The following is a 17,155-nucleotide window of genomic DNA, read 5'->3' on the forward strand; positions in this document are numbered from 1 at the left end:
TTCTGAGCTCTCCTTCATGAATAAACCTCGCTACACCCTGGCTGAGCTGTTGGCGGAGTTGCCTCAAAACCCTGCGCTTCGGACAGCAGAAGATCAAGCTTGGCTAGACGCGCCACCCGTTGGGCGCGAGATATTGCCAGAGGATTTGGATACGCCTGAGGCTGTCATTGCATACCTGGCTAGTGCTGAGGCAACGGCCGATGCTGACTATATTGCTTACGCGAAAGAAATCGCTGCCCAGGCGAAACTTCTGTATGGATTTGAGTAGCAGGGTAGGAAAAAACAAAGCAAGCTCAAAAATACATACCCAAATTGGGTGTGATCGAACCCAATATGGGTTTTATTCTGTTGATCCCGTGGATGCGCGGGCTATTGCCTCCGCAACTGTTTCCCCTTCCCGCAGCCCGAATAGTTCCCTGGCGTTTGTGGTGGATACATGGGCTGGTGGCTCGAAAATATAACCGGCAGCCTTCATTTCTTCTGCGATTTCTTCAGTGATGAAGAAAGGCTCTTCGTGAGCGGTGTGTGGCATGGGCGTCCTTTGATATTTATTCGTCCGATGTCAGTAGGTTTTTAGCGGCTAAAAAATTTAGCCGCCAAAATTTTCTTACCGGCCTGTTGTGTTTCCTGGCTATTAAACCGTATCGGCTTGCGATGAGCTGCGGTGAACGAACTCTGCAACTTCATTGCTGTCATTTGCGTGCTTATTATTGCCTGATAGGCTGCCTTCGCCAAAGGCCACGGTACCTTTCTGCTGCATATTGGCTCGAATGGATGAGGCGACTTGGCCACCAAGTGTTTGGCTACTCTTCTCTTGAAAGCCTTCCGCCAGCTGCATGGCCTTGTTCCTTGCTACAGATCCAACGCCTTTCGCCATCTCCGTGGAAAAGCCAGCCGCTTGCGCGAATGGTGATGGGCCATCGCTATCGGAAGTGCGTTCATTAGGTGTGCCGTCTGTCGAACTAAAGCCTGAATCCATACCGCCAGAGCTACTCATACTGGCTTGCGCTGATTGGAAAGCCGCTTTGATGGCCGATGCGCCGCCGGCAATATTGGTAGCTCCACCCATGGCAGCAGCTCCGGCCATTCCTGCTGCCGAAGCCGCTATGCCGGCGGCGCCCATGGCGGCACCCACTAGCGTGCCTGCGCCGAAGTTGCCGATACCGCCCGCTGATCCCACTCCACTGCCAGTAATAATGCCAGCCAGTAGAGGTGGAATACGATTAATCAGCAGTAGAAGCGCAACGCAGAAGATCAGCATTACGCCAAGCTCTTCGAAATTGAGGGTTCCTTTGCTCATCTTGGCGTAGAAACTGGACAGCAGATCATTGCCGATGCCGATTAGCAGAATCATAGTAAATAGCTGTACCGCTATGCCCAGCACGGTCTTGTAGTAGTTGATGGCCATATCGGATGTCCAACGAGAACCTCCGAACCCCAAGAAAAAGATACCGCCGTACATCAGTATCCAGGCAGAGACCAGAAGCAGCAGCATATTGATGGCGATTACGGCCAACAGCACCATGATGCCGGCGCTCAGGGCCGCGCCGACAAAACTGTCGATGGGACTCCAGGCGGATAGGTTGGAGACCGCCTGCTTCCAGATCATGAATCCAACATCAACAATGCCAGATGGCGTGACGGATGACACGCCAGATGCCTGTTCTCCTATGCGTTGTAGTGACTGGATGATCGACGAAGCAAAGGTGGGGCCGTTTCTAAGCAGCCACAGAAAGAATCCAAAGAAGAGGATAAATCGAATGAATTCTGCAAAGAACTCGCCGATGTCGGCTTTACGCAGGATCATCATGCCAGCTGTCCACACGAGCGAAATGATGCCCAAGGTCCAGAACAGCCACATGGCGGCATTCATCACCACGGTTTGCCAGCCTGCCGCCTGCGTCGAGAATTCGGTTACGACCTGGTCGAGCATGCCTTGATTGGTGAGCTGGGCGGCGGCACCGGCGGAGTAGAGCAATAGGAAAATACCTGTGATTGCGACTTTGCGTAGTGTTGTCATGTCATCACCTAGTTCTTGTCAGTGAGGTCCAGCCAATTCTTTGGCTTGACTGTCGGAGCAATGCCAATGGACCGCCGTGAGCACTGCCCGGCGAATTCCTGGCGTGCAGCTTTATTCTTGATTTGCTGGTTTATTTCTAGTCGGCAGTTTTGGTCGTTTACCTCCGGAAGTACGACCGTGCTTGGCTGCTGATTGCAGCCGGCTAAGAGCACAAACGCAGCCAGGAACAATATGGATAGTGTTTTCGACATATGAGGTTCCTTAGCGCGTTAACGAACCAGGTCACCAAAGCTGCTTTTGCGTGGCGTACGCATAGCGACGTGTTTGATGATCATGGTTGGTAATCCGAGGCAAAAGTTTCAGCCGCTAAAATTCTCTCTGGTTCTTTAGCCGCTAAATTTTTAGCGGCTAAAGGGACCACGATTCCCGACATCACCTTACGAATGCTCATTTGGTTGGCACGGATCTCGTCCAGCACGCTCACGATGGTTTTGCTCATCGTCGTCATGCCGTAAGGGGAAAGCTTTGCGTCGTCAGTCAGCCATAGTTTCAACAGCCCACCCAAGCGACCCAGATCACCGTTGACTTTGGCTAGCTCCTGAACCTGTTGATAGTCGACGATGCTGGTTACCCGATAGCCTTGGCCCACCAGGCGCAGATAGGTCGAAACACTATGCCCGCTATTGCGCGCCATGGCTTCGATTTCTGCTCGTTCATCAGGCAGGCAATACACCTTGATCGGCGCCTGTGTTTTGCGTGTGATGGACGTAACCTGTTTACTCATGGCGTAACCCTTGCGGCGTATGCCGCTGGCCCCACAGGGCAGGATTCCCATTGAGCGCCGTCAGGTGCGAATACGGGGAAGTGAAGAAGGACAGACTGCTTGCAGGTGGGACTACTTTAGGGACTATGTCATGGCATCTAATGGATTGAATGTTCAGGCCTTTCTGGCACACTGATATATGCTCATGATTGAGATGTTTTCCTTGTGACAGGCGGGTTCCGACCCAAAGCGGTAGTTCGATCTGGAGAGTCCGATGGCTGCTTCGCAGCGATTGCTGCCTCTCGCAGTTCGCAACATGAATGGCAGATCTTTCCAAAACAACAGTCATTCACCATAAAAAAAAAGCAGTTCATTCAAGCAGCAGTCTCTTTAGGAAACCCTGGTCGATTCAGTTTTGACTGACTGGCAACTATTTACGAGCATGGCCCCTAGACCATCAGCGGCCGCGTCTAGTAGACTGATGCAGCATTTTGTTGCAAACAGTCTGCGGGCCAATATAGGGGGACGGAGTCGGTGATCAATCAGATAGACATAGCCAGATTTGGTAGCTTCCAAGGTTTGGACTGGAAAAAAACGGTCAAAGACAGTGGCAAAAATGTTCAGCACTTCAAGCGTCTCAACGTGCTGTACGGGCGTAACTACTCAGGCAAGACAACCCTTTCGCGGGTTTTCCGTTCGCTGGAGACTCGCAAACTTCCTCAGAACTATGTTGACTCGGATTTCACCCTGACAGGTGACAAAGGAGCTGTCACCCATAGTGGCTTGCTAGCTCACAACTACGACGTGCGGGTCTACAACCGCGACTTCGTCACCGACAACCTCAGCTTTCTGGTCAATCAGGAAGCCGGTGGCGTAATCAAGACTTTTGCCATCGTGGGTGAGCAGAACAAAGAGATTGACGACGCCATCGCTGCGATTGAAGCTAGGCTTGGCAGCGTGGAAGGCAAGGCAGGGCTTAGGTTTGATCTGGACGCCAAAAAGAAAGAGCGCGATCGCACTAAGTCTGCCCACACTACTGCGTCCAGAGACCTAGAAGAAAAACTGCGTGTCCATGCCAATGACAAGATCAAGAAGAACCGTCAGTACGGCAGCGCTGTCTACAACATTGGACATATCAAAAGCGACATTGCATCCACCAAGAAGACTGGCTTCGTCACCCTTACGACTGAGCAGCGGGCCGTCAAACTGAGTCTGCTCAATCAGGAGGCCCTGCCTGACATCACCGACACCTTGGTCGTTACCCTCAAGCTGGAGTCCTTGACGGCCATTGCTGAACCATTACTTTCCAAGACAATCACGCCAACCAAGGCAATTGAGGAATTACTCAAAGACAGTGCCTTACAACTCTGGGTCAAGCAGGGTATGGGGCACCACCGCGACAAGCGCGATACATGTGCTTTCTGCCGACAGGATTTGCCACATGACATTTGGCAGGTGCTCGATGAGCATTTCAGCAAGGAGTCTGGCGATCTGGAAACATCCTTGGATGCGGCTATCACGTCAGTCACGAACGAAATTGGCACCATCGCAGGACTCAACACCTTCACAGGTTCGCAGTTCTACGCCGACGAACGCACCGCGTTTGAAACCAGCAACAAAGCCCTGTCTCAAGCACTGGCCGTCTACCAGAAGGACCTGGAGGTGCTGAAGAAGTCGCTTGAGACGCGGAAGAAGAACCTGTTCCAGCCTACAACTCTCAAGACTCCGTCCCATGATGCCAAGGAAATCGCAAAGCACGTTGCCGACATCAATGCTCTGATCGACACGAGCAACGGCAAGACTGCCACGTTGGAAGAGGATAAAGCCAGTGCGAGAGAGGCTCTTCGCTTAGCTGATGTGTTCGCCTTTGCGGAGGCCATAACCTATGACAAGGAACTAGGCCGGATCGCCACCCTCAAGACCACCGCTGATACCGCAAGCACGGCCTTCACCGATGCAGAAGAAGAGATTCGTGAAGCCGAGGCTGAAATCCAGGCATTGAGGGCCAAACAAAAGGATGAGCGAAAAGGGGCAATACGAGTCAATGAGTTGCTCAACAATTTCTTCGGCCACGACGGCATCAAGCTAGAAGTTCGTGACGACGCCGACAAAGCCACCGTCAAGTTTGAGATCACGCGAGATGGCAACGCCGCTTACAACCTTTCTGAGGGCGAATGCAGTCTCATCGCATTTTGCTACTTCATGGCCAAACTTGAAGCTCCAGAGAGTAAAGGCAAAGAATTAATCATTTACATTGACGATCCAATTTCAAGCTTGGATAGCAATCACATCTTCTTCATGTTCAGTTTGATTGAAAGCTTGATCACCAAGCCAGTGAAGAAGCCAGATGGCTCAAATTCGTACCGCTACAAGCAACTGTTCATCTCCACACACAACTTGGACTTTCTGAAGTACCTCAAACGCCTTTCCTTTCCCATGAAGAAGCTGCCAGCAGCAGAGGGGGTAAAGGCAAAGAGTGTCAGCGATCATGAACACTTCATGATTGAGCGAAACGGCGCCTCAAGCAACATCATGCTTATGCCGTCTTACCTCAAAGACTACATCACCGAATTTCATTACCTCTTCCACCAAATCTATAAGTGCAAGGACCAAGCTGCCGCAGCAGAAAACCACGAGCCATTCTTTGGCTTCGGCAACAATCTGCGCAAATTCCTGGAGGCATTCTTGTTCTTCAAGTTTCCATACCACGACAACAAGAACGACTCCTTTGAACGAATCAAGAAATTTTTGGGTAAAGAGGAAGACACAGCCGTTGCACTCATCAATCGTCTCAACAACGAGTTCTCACACTTAGAGGCGGTTCCAGACAGAGGCTTCAGACCTGTTGAAATCCCAGAGATTGCCAAGGTTGCCAACTATGTCTTGGAAAAGCTCTATGCCTCAGATAAGGTGCAATACAACTGTCTCTTGAAGAGCATTGGCGAGCCTGAGCGAGTTGATTGACCTTTTCAATCCAGCCACCCTAAAACAAAGCACCCGTTAGGGCACTTTTTATTTCACAGTGAATAGACCAGCTATTCCTAGATGGCTGCTGGCCTCAGTTCGATGACTGTCTTGCGCATCAACAGTCATTGCTCGTTCTGTCTTGGCTGACAGCAACCAGCCTGGAAGCGGTCAGCTAAGAACAAATGCTGACCGACAGTTTCTGGCCGATTGAGGCCTATCACTAATGTCGCAACCCAAAGCGGGCATACGCCTTAGCTTTACTGAGTCACGCGGATTGTCTGGACTATGTCGCCAATCGCACGAGTGCCATTCCCGCATACAACCCCCCGATTCCAAGGACTAGCGAGCCCACAATGTACAAACCTGCCAGCATAAGCTCCCCCCTGGAGTTCAAAAGTGCAACCTCCAATGAGAAAGTAGAAAATGTAGTGAAACCGCCGATAACTCCAGTCGTGAGAAATAGCCTTGCTTGCTGAGGTAAGCCACTCTTCACCGCCCAGTACTCCATGGCTAACCCCATGGCGAATGAACCCAGGATATTGATGCATAGCGTGCCGACGGGAAACTGAACTCCCCAGAATTTAGCTGCCAGAACGTTTGCTCCATGGCGAATTGCCGAACCGAGCCCGCCACCCAAAAACACCAGTAGAAATTCCATTTTGCTGCCTCGTTAGTTGAAATTAGGGCAACAAAAAACCCGCCAGCGGCGGGTATGTGACGCACCTACCGCGAGCAGGCGCAATGCGCCCGAGCAGTAGGAGCCATCGGCCCTTTCGGGCGGTTATCGGGAAGCTCCATTCCCATCACACGGCTCAAATTATATTGCCCTGGAAGTGTTTGTGTCACGTGCCGAGGCACTTACCACTCGACAAGTCTGCTTCTGGCCGAAAACAGTCACTTAGTCACGCAGCTTATCCAGCTTCCCCACCAAATCCTCAGCTCGCAAATGCGTATACCGCTTCAGCATCTGCATACTCTTATGCCCGCTGATGGCAGCGACTTCCTGATCTGACAATCCAGCTTCCACCAGCCGGCTAACCGCCTCATGCCTCAGATCATGAAACCGAAAATTCGTCAGCCCAGCCGCTTTCTTGGCGTCAGTCCATGCCTTATCGAACAGATAGGGCCGTCGCACTCCATCACGGCCTGGCTCACCAAAAAACACAAGATCCGTCTCAGGCGGCCGAATCGGGTTATCCATCGCGGCCTGAAATGAGGCCGTAGCCGCCTTCGTCAACGGAACAGTCCGTGGAGACGAGTTCTTCGTAATACCCAGCCGTACAACCCGCTTCTGCAAATCAACTTGGCTAAGCCGCAAGCCTCCAATCTCCGACAGCCGCATTCCTGTTTCCAGGGCTATCCGGACAATCCAGCTAAACATTGGATTCGAGTAAGCGTCCACAGCAACCAGCAGGCGCTTGTTCTCTGCGAGTGTCAGCCGGCGATTCCGGCCAGCACCAGGAGCAGGGCGGCGGATCTGGGACACTGGATTGAAGGGCAACCCGATACCCCATTCCTTGATGGCCACAGTAAACAAATGGCTCAGCAGCGCCAGTTCCAGCCGCACGGTGTTATTGCTGCGTGGAACCAACTTGTCGTTTTCACCAGGATCACCAGCCAGGCGCATGTCGCGGTACTGCGCAACGACGTCGGCGCTGAGGGCGGCCAGTGAATATTTTCCTAGATGTTGCAGCAGTGGCCGTGCCTTTTTGTGCTCTGATACGCGGGTCGATTCCCGCTTGGTGGGCGTCACTTCCCGCAAGTATCGCTTCAGCGCCGCCTCAACCGTCATTCGCTCTGCAGGTGCTCGTTGAATATAAACACCCCGTACCATGTCATCTTCGGTACGCCTGGCCCAATCCTCAGCATCACGTTTGGTTCTGAAGGTCTTGGACGCAGTCGGCCAGCCGGTCTTGCGAATGACGGCTTTCCAGGTGCCAGAAGGGGTTTTAACGATAGTTGCCATGCGAATCAAAGTTCCGAAAAGTGCACTCGGCGCTTCACCACTGTACCGAAACTGTACCTGAGTCGCAAACTTTGAAAATCCCCCGGCTGCGAGGTAAGAACTGAAACCGCTCTAAAGCATTGTATTTATTAAGATTTTTAGAGTGGTGCCCGGGGCCGGAATCGAACCGGCACGCCTTGCGGCGGGGGATTTTGAGTCCCCTGCGTCTACCAATTTCACCACCCGGGCATTCAAGCAGATCGCCCTGAAGAACACAGGGCGTGGCAGAAAGGCGTAATTATACGCACAGATTTGAATTTTCGCAGGGCTGCTGTCACATTGCTCAGCTAGGCCAACCCTCGGGCTCCAGCAATACTCGCTCGCACGCCCAGTTGCCGGCCTTCACTTCTGCGGCGATCAGGCGCAGGACGATTTCCCGCATCAGCTCAACGGCCCGTGATGGGGGTTTGTCGCTGTGTTCGCACAGGAAAAGGGTGCGCAGCATTTCGGGTTTGACGATGTCGCGGTAGGCCACGTCGCCGAATTTAAGTTGCTCGCGCAAATATGATTTGCTGCCTATGACGCAGCCCAGGCCTTCTTCCACGAACAGGTTGACGGCGTTGACGTTGTCGGTCTGCATTTTGGCGCGTTGTTCGAATTGTTTCTGCAGCCTGGGGTCGTCCATGATGGATCGCCCCATGGTGCCGCGTCGTGGCAGCACGAAAGGCAGGTCCAGCAGGGCTTTCACGGTAATGGGGGCGGCCGTATTGCCTATGATTTCTTTCTTGCCTATGCAGATCATGCGCTCTTCGAGCAGGGCGGTGGCCTTGATGCGCGGGTCGGGTGTGGGGTTGTAGGCCAGCGCCAGGTCTATATGCGCTTCCATCATCTGGGTAATGGTGCTGCCCGACAGGGTTTCGGACACCATCAGGGAAAGTCCGGGGTAGTCGTCCAGCACGGTGCGCATCAGTTGTTTGCCTATGCCGTGCAGGGCGGTGTAGGCCATGCCTATGGCGACCTGTCCGTGGATTTCGCCTGACATATTGTGTATGTCTTCCTGGGCCAGTTGAACGGTGCGCAGAATCTGCACGGCGTGGGCGTACAGGCGTTCGCCGTACTCGGTGGGCAGCAGGCCGCGCGGGTTGCGCACGAACAGGGGTTTGGGAAACTGGCTTTCCAGGTTGGCCAGGTGGTGGCTGAGCACAGACGGCGCGGTACGTTCGCGTTCGGCAGCGCGCGAAATGCCGCCCGATTCATAGATGGCGACAAAGGTTTGCAGCTGTCTCAAGTCCATGGTCTCAACTTTTTAGAATGCGGTTGTTGAAACAATATAATTTTCTGAGAAAGAAAACAATGCTAGTCTGCTCGCAAGATATAGGAGCTTAGGCATGGATCAGTCGTTTTTACCGCTGGCAGGGTTGCGGGTTGTCGAGATGAGTCACATGATTATGGGGCCGTCTTGCGGTATGTTTCTTGGCTTTCTGGGGGCCGAGGTCATCAAGGTTGAGCCGCCGGCTGGCGACAAGACGCGCAGTCTGAATGGCATGGGGCGCCCGATGTTCCCGCTGTTCAATCGCGGCAAGAAGTCGGTGCAGCTGGATTTGAAAACAGAGGAAGGCAAGGCGGCGTTGAATCGTTTGCTGGAAACTGCCGATGTGTTTGTCGAGAATTTCCGCGATTCGGCGATGGCCAAGGTGGGGGCGGATCCGGACGAGCTGCGCCGTCAGTTCCCCAAGCTGATTATTGCTTCGTGCAAGGGCTTTTTGTCTGGCCCTTACCAGAATCGCACGGCGCTCGACGAGGTCGTGCAGATGATGACGGGCCTGGCTTACATGACGGGGCCAACCGGCCGGCCTTTGCGTGTGGGTTCGTCTGCCAATGACATTATGGGCGGTCTGTTTGCGGCGTTTTCAGTGCTGGCGGCGCTGATTGAGCGCAAGGAAACCGGCACGGGGCGCGAGATGCGGGTGGGGCTGTTCGAGAACTGTCTGCTGCTGGTGGCGCAGCATATGGTGCAGTACGAACTCGAGGGGGTGAATCCGCCGCCCATGCCCGAGCGCGAGTTCTCCTGGCCCATCTACGATATTTTCACCGATGCTCATGGCGAGCAGATTTTTGTGGGTGCGGTAACGGAAGGGCAGTGGAATATTGTTTGTACGCTGTTGGGTCTGGACGAGTTTCTGTCTGATCCACGGTTGGCTACGCGTATGGATCAGATCAATGCACGCAGCTGGACGCTGCCCATCATTGCCGAAAAGATTGCCGGCATGGATGCCCGCGAGCTGGGCAGCAAGTTCGAGGCGCAGGGCATTCCATATTCGCCTATCGCCAAGCCTTCCGATATGTATGACGATCCGCATGTGATGCGTCCTGGCGGAATGGCGGTCTCGCGCTGTGCCGATGGTTCGACTTTCCGCGCGCCTTCGCTGCCTTTCGAGGTCGATGGCCAGATGTTGACCGGCGGTGGCGATGTGCCTGGCGTGGGTCAGGATACCGATGCAGTATTGGCCGAGCTGGGCCTTGATGCGGGCGCGATTGCCGCGGCGCGTGGTGAAAAGGTGTCGGCATGAGTCGCGCTGCCAAGGTTTTCCCCACCGACCGGGTGTCGCTGCGCGAGGTGGGTCTGCGTGATGGTCTGCAGCTGGTGCGTCAGTTTCCCGACACGGCTGCCAAGCAAGAGTGGGTAGAGCGCGAGTATGCAGCGGGCGTGCGGTATTTTGAAGCGGGCTCTTTCTTGCCCGCCAGCCGTTTTCCGCAGTTTGCCGATGTCCGTGCTATTGTGTCGGCCGTTCAGGGCAAGGGGGCTTATGCCACGGCACTGGCGCTCAATGAGCGTGGTGCCGAAGATGCCTTGCAGGCCAATGTCGACGACATCATGTTTGTGATTTCGGCAACTGAAGGGCACAGTCAGGCAAATACGCGGCGCAGTCGTCAGGAAGCGGTCGACATGCTTGCGCGCATTGTTGCCATGCGTGATGCGGCGGGCCCGGATGGGCCGGTGATAACGGCTGGCATTGCCATGGCTTTCGGCTGTTCCATAGAGGGCCGGGTCGATCATGCCGAGGTCTTGCGCCTGGTCGAAGCCTGCGCGCAGGCCGGTGCTGACGTGGTGGCACTGGCCGATACGGTAGGTTATGCTGGGCCGCGCGATGTGGCCCAGCTGTTCTCGGCTTCCGCCAAACTGGTGGCAGATTTGCCCCTGGGCGTACATTTGCACGATACGCGTGGTATGGCCATTGCCAATGCCGCAGCCGCGCTCGATCAGGGTGTACGTTTGCTTGATGGTTCGCTGGGTGGGCTGGGCGGTTGTCCGTTCGCGCCGGGTGCCACGGGCAATGTGGTGTTTGAAGATTTGGTGTTTCTGTGCGAGGGCATGGGTTTCCCTACGGGGATTGATATCGAGGCACTGGTGGATGTGCGCAGCATATTGGCTCGCACCATGCCAGAAGAAAAGTTGTACGGTGGTCTGGCTCGTTCAGGTCTGCCTAAAGTTTCCATATAAATAACAATTCCATTCGGAGGAAGGTATGAAGTTATTCAATAAACTCGTTATGACCGGGCTGGCGTTTGCGGTATCGACCAGTATTGCAGCAGCGGCCGACTACACGATGCGCGTCAGTCATCAGTTTCCGCCTACGCACCACACTTCCATACGGCTTGAGCAATTCGCCAAAGATGTCGCCAAGGAAACCGACAACAAGGTCGAGGTCCAGCTGTTTGGTGCGGCGCAGTTGTTCAAGCCCAATCAGCACCATGCTGCGGTGGCGGGTGGCCAGCTCGAGTCAGCCATCATCCTGACTATTCAGTGGGGTGGCAGTTTGCCCGAGCTGGCGGTCACGCAGATCCCGTTCCTGATGAGCGCCCCGGCCAAGCAAAAGGCTTTCCTGGGTTCGGAGCCGGCCAAGATTCTTGATCAGAAGTTTCTGGACAAGGGCGTGCGCAATATCGCCTGGATCGTCGACACCAATGACCTGATCTTCACTTCTTCTACCGAGCTGCTCGACAGCCCCGAGAAGTTCAAGGGTGTGAAAATCCGTGGCTTGAACAAACTGTTTGATGCCGGCTTGAGCTCCATGGGTGCGGTGTCGGTCTCCATGCCTGGTTCTGAGGTTTATCAGGCCTTGCAAACACGAGTGATCGACGCGGCCCTGACCGGCGTGCAGGCGGCCAGCTCGCGCAAATTCTACGAGGTTCAGGATTTCGGCGCCGCCACCCCCATCTTTGTGGTCTTCGATAACCTGGTGGTGAATCCGGACTGGTGGGATGGCTTGCCCGAAGAGGTGCGCGCCGGTATTACCCGTGCGGCCGACAAGGCGGTGCAGTCTTCCCTGATTACGCACGAAGGTGTGGATCCGGCCGAAATCAAGAAGCTGAACGATGCGGGCATGAAGGCAACCGTACTCACACCCGAGCAAATGGCAGCCCTGGAAGAAGCCATGCAGCCAGCAGTGCGTGACGAGTTCCTGAAGTCCACCGGTGACGAAGGTCAGAAACTGATCGATATGATCAAGGCGCTGTAAGCGCGGGGTCACTTATGTTGCAAGATCAGACGCCCGTCGGGCACGACGACGGCCCGCTGTTGCGCGCGTACGCCTCTGTGGTCGGCCTTCTGTGCAAGCTTGGCATGGCCATCGCCAGCGTGCTCATTCTCATGGATTTGCTGCTGATAGGCGGTGCCGTGCTGCTGCGGTATGTGTTTTCTTCGCCCATTGTCGGCGGCGATGAACTGGTGGCTTTCACACTCACGGCCATCGTCATGCTGGCTGCGCCCGATGTCCTGCGCAAGAACGGCCATATAGGGGTTGATATATTGGTGGGTATGTTATCGCCGCGCTGGGCGAGGTGGGCGGCCATCTGGTCCAGCGTGTCGGTGATTCTGGTCGCTGCGTTGCTGATCATCAATGGCTGGAAGGCCGTTGCGCTGTCGCACATGATAGGTTCCCTGACCGAAGGCCACCTGGAACTGCCAGTCTGGACCTTGCAGCTGTTTCTTCCTTTGGGTGGCGTACTGCTTGGCCTGGTGGCGCTGGAAATGATCTGGCGCGCCCTGGCGGGTTCGGCAACGCCCAATGAGCCCGTGGGAGACGCACTGTGACCATCATAGCCATTCTGATCGCATTATTGATTCTGCTGTTTACGGGCATTCCCATTTTTGCGGGCCTGACCCTGTTCGGCGGCGGTCTGCTGTTGCTGGTGCAGGGCAATTTCGGCTCGGTGGTCAGCATTATTTTTGGTGAGCTCAATCATTACCTGCTGGTGGCCATTCCCTTGTTCGCCCTGATGGCGCACATCATGATCCGCGGCAAAGTGGTTGATGATCTGTACGATGCTGCGTATACGTTTACACGTCATTTGCCAGGCGGCCTGGCGGTCGCCACCATATTGGCGTGCACGGTGTTCGCGGCGATCTCGGGCTCCAGCGTGGCGACGGCACTGACCATCGGTGCGGTCGCCATTCCCCAGATGCTGCGCTACGGCTACGAGCCTCGGCTGGCATACGGGGTGGTGGCGGCCGGGGGTACCCTGGGCATACTTATTCCGCCATCCGGCCCCATGATTCTGTACGGCATTACCACCGATACTTCCATAGGTGGATTGTTCATCGCCGGCATCATACCCGGCATCATCATGGCGCTGGTCTTCATGGCCTGGGCGGTGTTCCGCTGCTCTCGTGCGCAAACCCACATCAAGCGTGACCCTCGCGCCACGGGTGCCGAGATGCTCCAGGCTTTGCGCAAGTCTATCTGGTCCATCCTGTTGCCCATCTTTGTGCTTGGCGGCATGTATCTGGGGGTGTTTACCGCCACCGAAGCGGCAGCCGGAGGCGTCTGGCTGGCCTTGTTCGTAACCGTCGTGATCTATCGCAGCATAGGTTGGCGCGACCTGTGGGCTTCGGCACAAGATGCCTGCCGCTTGTCGGCCATGCTGTTCATGATACTCGCGGGCGCCACCGTGTTCAGCCATGTGCTGACCAAGATGCGTGTGCCTCAGCAAATTGTGGAGTCTCTGGTTGCCATGGACGTAGGCGCCATGGGCTTCATTGCCATCATGATGTTGCTTATTCTCGTGCTGGGCATGTTCCTGGAGTCCATCGCTATCATCCTGGTGACAATGCCGGTCATTCTTCCCGCCATGATACAGCTGGGCATAGACCCCATCTGGTATGGCGTGTTGCTGGTCATTAACCTTGAAATCGCGCTTATTACGCCACCTGTGGGCATGAATCTTTTCACGATCAAGGCCATTACCAACACGACGCTGGGACCCATCATACGGGGTGCGCTGCCTTATGTGGCCCTGATGGCGGCGGTGTTGATATTGGTGCTGTTGGTGCCGAGCCTGGCGCTGTGGCTGCCACAGACCATGTTGGGCAGGTAAGCGACGTACGCAAAATGCTGAATGGGCGTCAGCTCAGGTAGTGCAGCAGGTCCAGACTGCGGATGATATCCGCAGTCGCACTGGCCAGTTTCTTGTTGCTGCCGTCAATGGGCATGGCCAGCGTCAGGTTGTTCCGGATGGTCGGCTCCACAATGGTTGAATAGGCCAGAGCATCGTGTCCCGCCAGGTCTTTGATGGCCGAACGGGGAATGATGGTGAATACCTCGCCTTGTGCCGTGGTCTCGACAATGGAATGCACCACGTCAATCTCTGCAACGATGTTCAGGCCGACACCCAGGTCGCGGCAGGTGTGATCGACGAGGTCACGTATGGTGTTGGGGGCGCTGGGCAATACCAGCGGATACTGGATCAGGTCGGCCACGCGGACTTGTCGCGGCGGCGTGGGGGTTGCGCCCTGTGTATAGGCCAGGACCAGCTCTTCCCTGAAAATGGTGGTGCAGCTCATCAGCACGGACGGCGGAGGCTCATAGAGCAGGGCCAGATCGAGCTTGTCGCCTATGATCCATTCGCGCAGTACGGTGCTCAAGCCTTCGGTGATGGTAATGGAAGAGTTGGGCAGCAATTTTCGGAACTCGTGGACGATATGAGGCGCCAGGCGGCGCGCGATCCGTGGCGGCAGACCCAGCCGCACTTTACCCTGCATGGATGAACGAAACGCCAGCAGATCTTGCTTGGCCTCGGACGCCAGGCTATGTATGGCTCTGGCATGGTTCAGAAAGCGCAAACCCGCTTCGGTTGGCGCTACGCCACGTCCGGTGCGACGCAGCAGATGCTGACACAGCTCGGTTTCCAATAATTGAACCTGACGGCTGATGGTGGGCTGCGCTACGCCCAGAACATCGGCAGCGCCTGACAGGCTGCGCTGTTCACACACCACAATGAAATAATGAATTTGCTTCAGGTTCATGTGGCCATGATATACGAAAACTCTATATCTGAAGTACCAGAATCAACCTTGTTGCCCCGAACGGCGGGGGGCATCATGTCGTAATTGAATCCATCAAGAACTTGCACATGAATGAACCCCGACCGCTGGCAGAACTAGAGCCAGTACTGACGCGCTTGCCGGATGGCGCTTGCGATACGCATACGCATATTTTCGGGCCTGCAGCCCGTTTTCCTTTCGCGCCCGAGCGTCCCTACACACCGCACGATGCGCCCTTCGATGCATTGCTGGGCTTGCACAAGCGGTTGGGCATTGCGCGTGGTGTGTTGGTTCAGCCAGGTTGTCACGGCTACGATCTGACAGCGGTGCTTGACGCCTTATCGCGTGGGAAGGGGCAATATCGTGCCGTGGCTCTGCTGCGCAGCGATGTTACCGCCGACGAGCTTGCCAGGCTTGAACGCCTGGGCGTGCGTGGTGTGCGTTTTAATTTCATGGCGCATTTGCAAAATACGCCATGGGATGAGGTGCAACAGATCGCCCGGATGATCGCCCCGCTGGGCTGGCATATCTGCATTCATAGCGATAGCCGCTCCTTGCCGGAGCTGCTGCCCCGGCTAAAGGACTTGCCAGTACCGTTTGTGCTGGATCACATGGGCCGCGTTTCTGCTGCCCATGGTATTGATGCACCGCTTTTCCAGGACATGCTTGCGCTGGCGGGCAACCGGTCGGCCTGGATCAAGGTGTCGGGCATAGATCGCATATCAACGACGGGCAAACGTCCTTTCGACGATGGTTATGCATTCGTACGTGCACTCATCCAGGCCATGCCTGATCAGCTTCTGTGGGGTTCCGATTGGCCGCATCCGAACGTACAGGGCGAGATGCCCGATGACGGCCAGCTGCTGAATACATTTCTGAGCCTGTGTCCGGACGTGGCGGATCGCAAGCGCATACTTGTTGATAATCCACAGCAACTCTACCGGTTCGACGAGTCGGTTCTTTGATTAAGGGTGAAGTACCGTGATTCTGTTGATCAAGCTTTCCGGGTCCGGCAAGTGTGCCGATGCGCTGCAACGACTGGAACAATTTTCCCTGGCGCGCGATCAGGGTGTTGCCGTCCAGGCCTTTGAGCGTGTGGATGCCGCCGGCGTCTATCTGTACGTGGCTTTGAAAGATGCACCTGATCCGGCCAATGTGCAGGCGCTTGAGCAAGACCTGCAGGCGAATGATTCCGGGGCACAGTGCGTGTTGCTGGAGCCGGGCTTGCATTGCGCTGGTGCAGCGGCCGGGCATGAGGCTCATTGGCATTATGTGGTCGAGACAGATGTCAGGCCCGAGGCTGAAGCAGACTTCAATGCCTGGTACGACACCGAGCATATGCCCGGGCTGGCCGCCGTGCCAGGAACGGTGCAGGCACAACGCTACACCGCGTGCTTTGGCCAGCCCCGGTATTACGCGACCTACGACTTGCAGACACAGGAAACCTTTGGTTCACCGGCATGGCTGCAGGTTCGCGCCACTGACTGGAGCTCCCGTGTCCGTCCCAATTTCGTGAACACCAGCCGCACGATGTTTCGGCGTATTGCCCTGCAAAAGGAAGACTGAATGATGCAACGCCTTTTACCCCCCGATCCTCAGTTGATGTCCGATGCACAGCGCGCGGTATATGACGCCATTGCATCGGGGCCGCGCGGACGCGTGCGTGGACCCTTGGCCGTCTGGCTGCACAGGCCGGAGCTGGCTGCGCATGCGCAGGCTCTGGGCCAATATTGCCGCTACGGCTCCAGTCTGGAGCAGCGTTTATCCGAGCTGGCCATCCTGACGATGGGTGCCTTGTGGAAGGCAGAGTTTGAATGGTGGGCCCATTATCCGATTGCATTGAAGGCCGGCCTTTCGGCCGATGTGGCAGATGCGATCGGTGCGGGACGTGAGCCCGAATTTGAGCATGAAGATGAAGCCCTGGTCTATGCCTTCGTTCGAACCATTGTGGATGAGCGCAGCATTCCCGATGCGCTTTATCAGCGTGTGCTTGAAGTGCTGGGACAAGACAGGCTGGTCGACCTTGTGGGGCTGGCCGGTTACTACACCTTGATTTCAATGACGCTCAAGGTATTCAACATTGGTTTGCCCGACGGCGAGCCGCTGCAATTCGACAAACAGAAATAGGTGAAGGAG

At 55.5% G+C, this 17,155-nt stretch carries 17 protein-coding genes, 1 tRNA gene, 1 pseudogene and 1 riboswitch; of the genes and pseudogenes, 10 read left to right on the forward strand and 9 right to left on the reverse strand.

Annotated features, from left to right (window positions below):
• Window positions 1-16 precede the first annotated feature (16 nt).
• Complete coding sequence (locus LKR43_RS00075) at window positions 17-268, forward strand: hypothetical protein (RefSeq protein WP_227681724.1); 252 nt, start codon at window positions 17-19, stop codon at window positions 266-268.
• A gap of 72 nt (window positions 269-340) precedes the next feature.
• Here LKR43_RS00075 and LKR43_RS00080 read toward each other — a convergent pair whose 3' ends face one another.
• From LKR43_RS00080 to traJ, 4 genes and pseudogenes are all read right to left on the reverse strand, one after another.
• Window positions 341-532 carry a transcriptional regulator gene (locus LKR43_RS00080; RefSeq protein ID WP_227681726.1) on the reverse strand — a complete coding sequence of 64 codons (192 nt, stop codon included), beginning with the start codon at window positions 530-532 and terminating at the stop codon, window positions 341-343.
• A gap of 102 nt (window positions 533-634) precedes the next feature.
• A complete protein-coding gene (gene trbL, locus LKR43_RS00085; protein WP_227681728.1) occupies window positions 635-2,020 on the reverse strand; it encodes a P-type conjugative transfer protein TrbL in 1,386 nt (461 codons plus the stop codon).
• Window positions 2,021-2,028: 8 nt separating this feature from the next.
• Entirely contained in the window at window positions 2,029-2,271 is a 243-nt protein-coding gene (trbK, locus tag LKR43_RS00090) for an entry exclusion lipoprotein TrbK (protein ID WP_227681730.1), read from the reverse strand.
• A 155-nt stretch (window positions 2,272-2,426) separates the two neighbouring features.
• A pseudogene (traJ, locus tag LKR43_RS00095) lies at window positions 2,427-2,804 on the reverse strand (conjugal transfer transcriptional regulator TraJ); the annotation flags it as partial.
• 513 nt (window positions 2,805-3,317) lie between these two features.
• On the opposite strand from traJ, the gene LKR43_RS00100 reads away from it, so the two are divergent.
• The gene (locus LKR43_RS00100; protein ID WP_227681732.1) at window positions 3,318-5,747 is read left to right on the forward strand and encodes an AAA family ATPase; all 2,430 of its coding nucleotides are present in this window, start codon (window positions 3,318-3,320) and stop codon (window positions 5,745-5,747) included.
• A gap of 286 nt (window positions 5,748-6,033) precedes the next feature.
• Here the strand turns inward: LKR43_RS00100 and crcB are convergent, their stop codons facing one another.
• From crcB to LKR43_RS00120, 4 genes are all read right to left on the reverse strand, one after another.
• Window positions 6,034-6,408: a fluoride efflux transporter CrcB gene (crcB, locus tag LKR43_RS00105; protein WP_227681734.1), complete on the reverse strand. Its 375-nt coding sequence runs from the start codon at window positions 6,406-6,408 to the stop codon at window positions 6,034-6,036.
• Window positions 6,409-6,498: 90 nt separating this feature from the next.
• Window positions 6,499-6,561, reverse strand: a riboswitch (Fluoride riboswitch).
• A gap of 87 nt (window positions 6,562-6,648) precedes the next feature.
• Complete coding sequence (locus tag LKR43_RS00110) at window positions 6,649-7,716, reverse strand: site-specific integrase (RefSeq protein ID WP_227681736.1); 1,068 nt, start codon at window positions 7,714-7,716, stop codon at window positions 6,649-6,651.
• A 143-nt stretch (window positions 7,717-7,859) separates the two neighbouring features.
• Window positions 7,860-7,944, reverse strand: a tRNA-Leu gene (locus LKR43_RS00115).
• A 94-nt stretch (window positions 7,945-8,038) separates the two neighbouring features.
• The gene (locus tag LKR43_RS00120; RefSeq protein WP_227681739.1) at window positions 8,039-8,989 is read right to left on the reverse strand and encodes a LysR family transcriptional regulator; all 951 of its coding nucleotides are present in this window, start codon (window positions 8,987-8,989) and stop codon (window positions 8,039-8,041) included.
• A gap of 94 nt (window positions 8,990-9,083) precedes the next feature.
• On the opposite strand from LKR43_RS00120, the gene LKR43_RS00125 reads away from it, so the two are divergent.
• Genes LKR43_RS00125 through LKR43_RS00145 form a run of 5 tightly spaced genes read left to right on the forward strand, consistent with a single transcriptional unit; the run spans window position 9,084 to window position 14,073 of the window.
• Window positions 9,084-10,265, forward strand: coding sequence for a CaiB/BaiF CoA-transferase family protein (locus tag LKR43_RS00125; protein WP_227681741.1), 1,182 nt, complete (start codon window positions 9,084-9,086; stop codon window positions 10,263-10,265).
• Entirely contained in the window at window positions 10,262-11,197 is a 936-nt protein-coding gene (locus tag LKR43_RS00130; protein ID WP_227681743.1) for a hydroxymethylglutaryl-CoA lyase, read from the forward strand. Before LKR43_RS00125 ends, LKR43_RS00130 begins: the two co-directional genes overlap by 4 nt.
• A gap of 25 nt (window positions 11,198-11,222) precedes the next feature.
• Window positions 11,223-12,215, forward strand: a complete 993-nt coding sequence (gene dctP / locus LKR43_RS00135; protein WP_227681745.1) for a TRAP transporter substrate-binding protein DctP — start codon at window positions 11,223-11,225, stop codon at window positions 12,213-12,215.
• A gap of 14 nt (window positions 12,216-12,229) precedes the next feature.
• Window positions 12,230-12,790 carry a TRAP transporter small permease gene (locus LKR43_RS00140; RefSeq protein WP_227681747.1) on the forward strand — a complete coding sequence of 187 codons (561 nt, stop codon included), beginning with the start codon at window positions 12,230-12,232 and terminating at the stop codon, window positions 12,788-12,790.
• Window positions 12,787-14,073: a TRAP transporter large permease gene (locus LKR43_RS00145; RefSeq protein ID WP_227681749.1), complete on the forward strand. Its 1,287-nt coding sequence runs from the start codon at window positions 12,787-12,789 to the stop codon at window positions 14,071-14,073. The genes LKR43_RS00140 and LKR43_RS00145 overlap by 4 nt, the downstream gene beginning before the upstream one ends.
• Before the next feature lie 28 nt (window positions 14,074-14,101).
• Here the strand turns inward: LKR43_RS00145 and LKR43_RS00150 are convergent, their stop codons facing one another.
• Window positions 14,102-15,001: a LysR substrate-binding domain-containing protein gene (locus tag LKR43_RS00150; RefSeq protein WP_227681751.1), complete on the reverse strand. Its 900-nt coding sequence runs from the start codon at window positions 14,999-15,001 to the stop codon at window positions 14,102-14,104.
• 107 nt (window positions 15,002-15,108) lie between these two features.
• Between LKR43_RS00150 and LKR43_RS00155 the strand changes: the two genes are divergently transcribed.
• From LKR43_RS00155 to LKR43_RS00165, 3 genes are read left to right on the forward strand one after another with little or no spacing between them, the layout of a single operon-like run.
• Entirely contained in the window at window positions 15,109-15,984 is an 876-nt protein-coding gene (locus LKR43_RS00155) for an amidohydrolase (RefSeq protein WP_227681753.1), read from the forward strand.
• A 16-nt stretch (window positions 15,985-16,000) separates the two neighbouring features.
• On the forward strand, window positions 16,001-16,585 hold the full coding sequence (locus tag LKR43_RS00160; protein WP_227681755.1) for a DUF4286 family protein: 585 nt from the start codon (window positions 16,001-16,003) through the stop codon (window positions 16,583-16,585).
• The gene (locus LKR43_RS00165; RefSeq protein WP_370632040.1) at window positions 16,586-17,146 is read left to right on the forward strand and encodes a carboxymuconolactone decarboxylase family protein; all 561 of its coding nucleotides are present in this window, start codon (window positions 16,586-16,588) and stop codon (window positions 17,144-17,146) included. It abuts the gene before it with no gap.
• Window positions 17,147-17,155 lie beyond the last annotated feature (9 nt).

Origin of the sequence: Pusillimonas sp. MFBS29, from assembly GCF_020687695.1 — a bacterium.
Lineage (GTDB): Bacteria > Pseudomonadota > Gammaproteobacteria > Burkholderiales > Burkholderiaceae_B > Pusillimonas_C.

What these genes read in the sequence shown, in the direction of transcription:
- LKR43_RS00080 (WP_227681726.1), bottom strand. Translation starts at nt 532, where the DNA reads ATGCCACACACCGCTCACGAAGAGCCTTTCTTCATCACTGAAGAAATC.
- LKR43_RS00125 (WP_227681741.1), top strand. Translation starts at nt 9,084, where the DNA reads ATGGATCAGTCGTTTTTACCGCTGGCAGGGTTGCGGGTTGTCGAGATG.
- trbL (WP_227681728.1), bottom strand. Translation starts at nt 2,020, where the DNA reads ATGACAACACTACGCAAAGTCGCAATCACAGGTATTTTCCTATTGCTC.
- LKR43_RS00165 (WP_370632040.1), top strand. Translation starts at nt 16,586, where the DNA reads ATGATGCAACGCCTTTTACCCCCCGATCCTCAGTTGATGTCCGATGCA.
- crcB (WP_227681734.1), bottom strand. Translation starts at nt 6,408, where the DNA reads ATGGAATTTCTACTGGTGTTTTTGGGTGGCGGGCTCGGTTCGGCAATT.
- LKR43_RS00140 (WP_227681747.1), top strand. Translation starts at nt 12,230, where the DNA reads ATGTTGCAAGATCAGACGCCCGTCGGGCACGACGACGGCCCGCTGTTG.
- dctP (WP_227681745.1), top strand. Translation starts at nt 11,223, where the DNA reads ATGAAGTTATTCAATAAACTCGTTATGACCGGGCTGGCGTTTGCGGTA.
- trbK (WP_227681730.1), bottom strand. Translation starts at nt 2,271, where the DNA reads ATGTCGAAAACACTATCCATATTGTTCCTGGCTGCGTTTGTGCTCTTA.
- LKR43_RS00110 (WP_227681736.1), bottom strand. Translation starts at nt 7,716, where the DNA reads ATGGCAACTATCGTTAAAACCCCTTCTGGCACCTGGAAAGCCGTCATT.
- LKR43_RS00075 (WP_227681724.1), top strand. Translation starts at nt 17, where the DNA reads ATGAATAAACCTCGCTACACCCTGGCTGAGCTGTTGGCGGAGTTGCCT.
- LKR43_RS00130 (WP_227681743.1), top strand. Translation starts at nt 10,262, where the DNA reads ATGAGTCGCGCTGCCAAGGTTTTCCCCACCGACCGGGTGTCGCTGCGC.
- LKR43_RS00155 (WP_227681753.1), top strand. Translation starts at nt 15,109, where the DNA reads ATGAATGAACCCCGACCGCTGGCAGAACTAGAGCCAGTACTGACGCGC.
- LKR43_RS00120 (WP_227681739.1), bottom strand. Translation starts at nt 8,989, where the DNA reads ATGGACTTGAGACAGCTGCAAACCTTTGTCGCCATCTATGAATCGGGC.
- LKR43_RS00150 (WP_227681751.1), bottom strand. Translation starts at nt 15,001, where the DNA reads ATGAACCTGAAGCAAATTCATTATTTCATTGTGGTGTGTGAACAGCGC.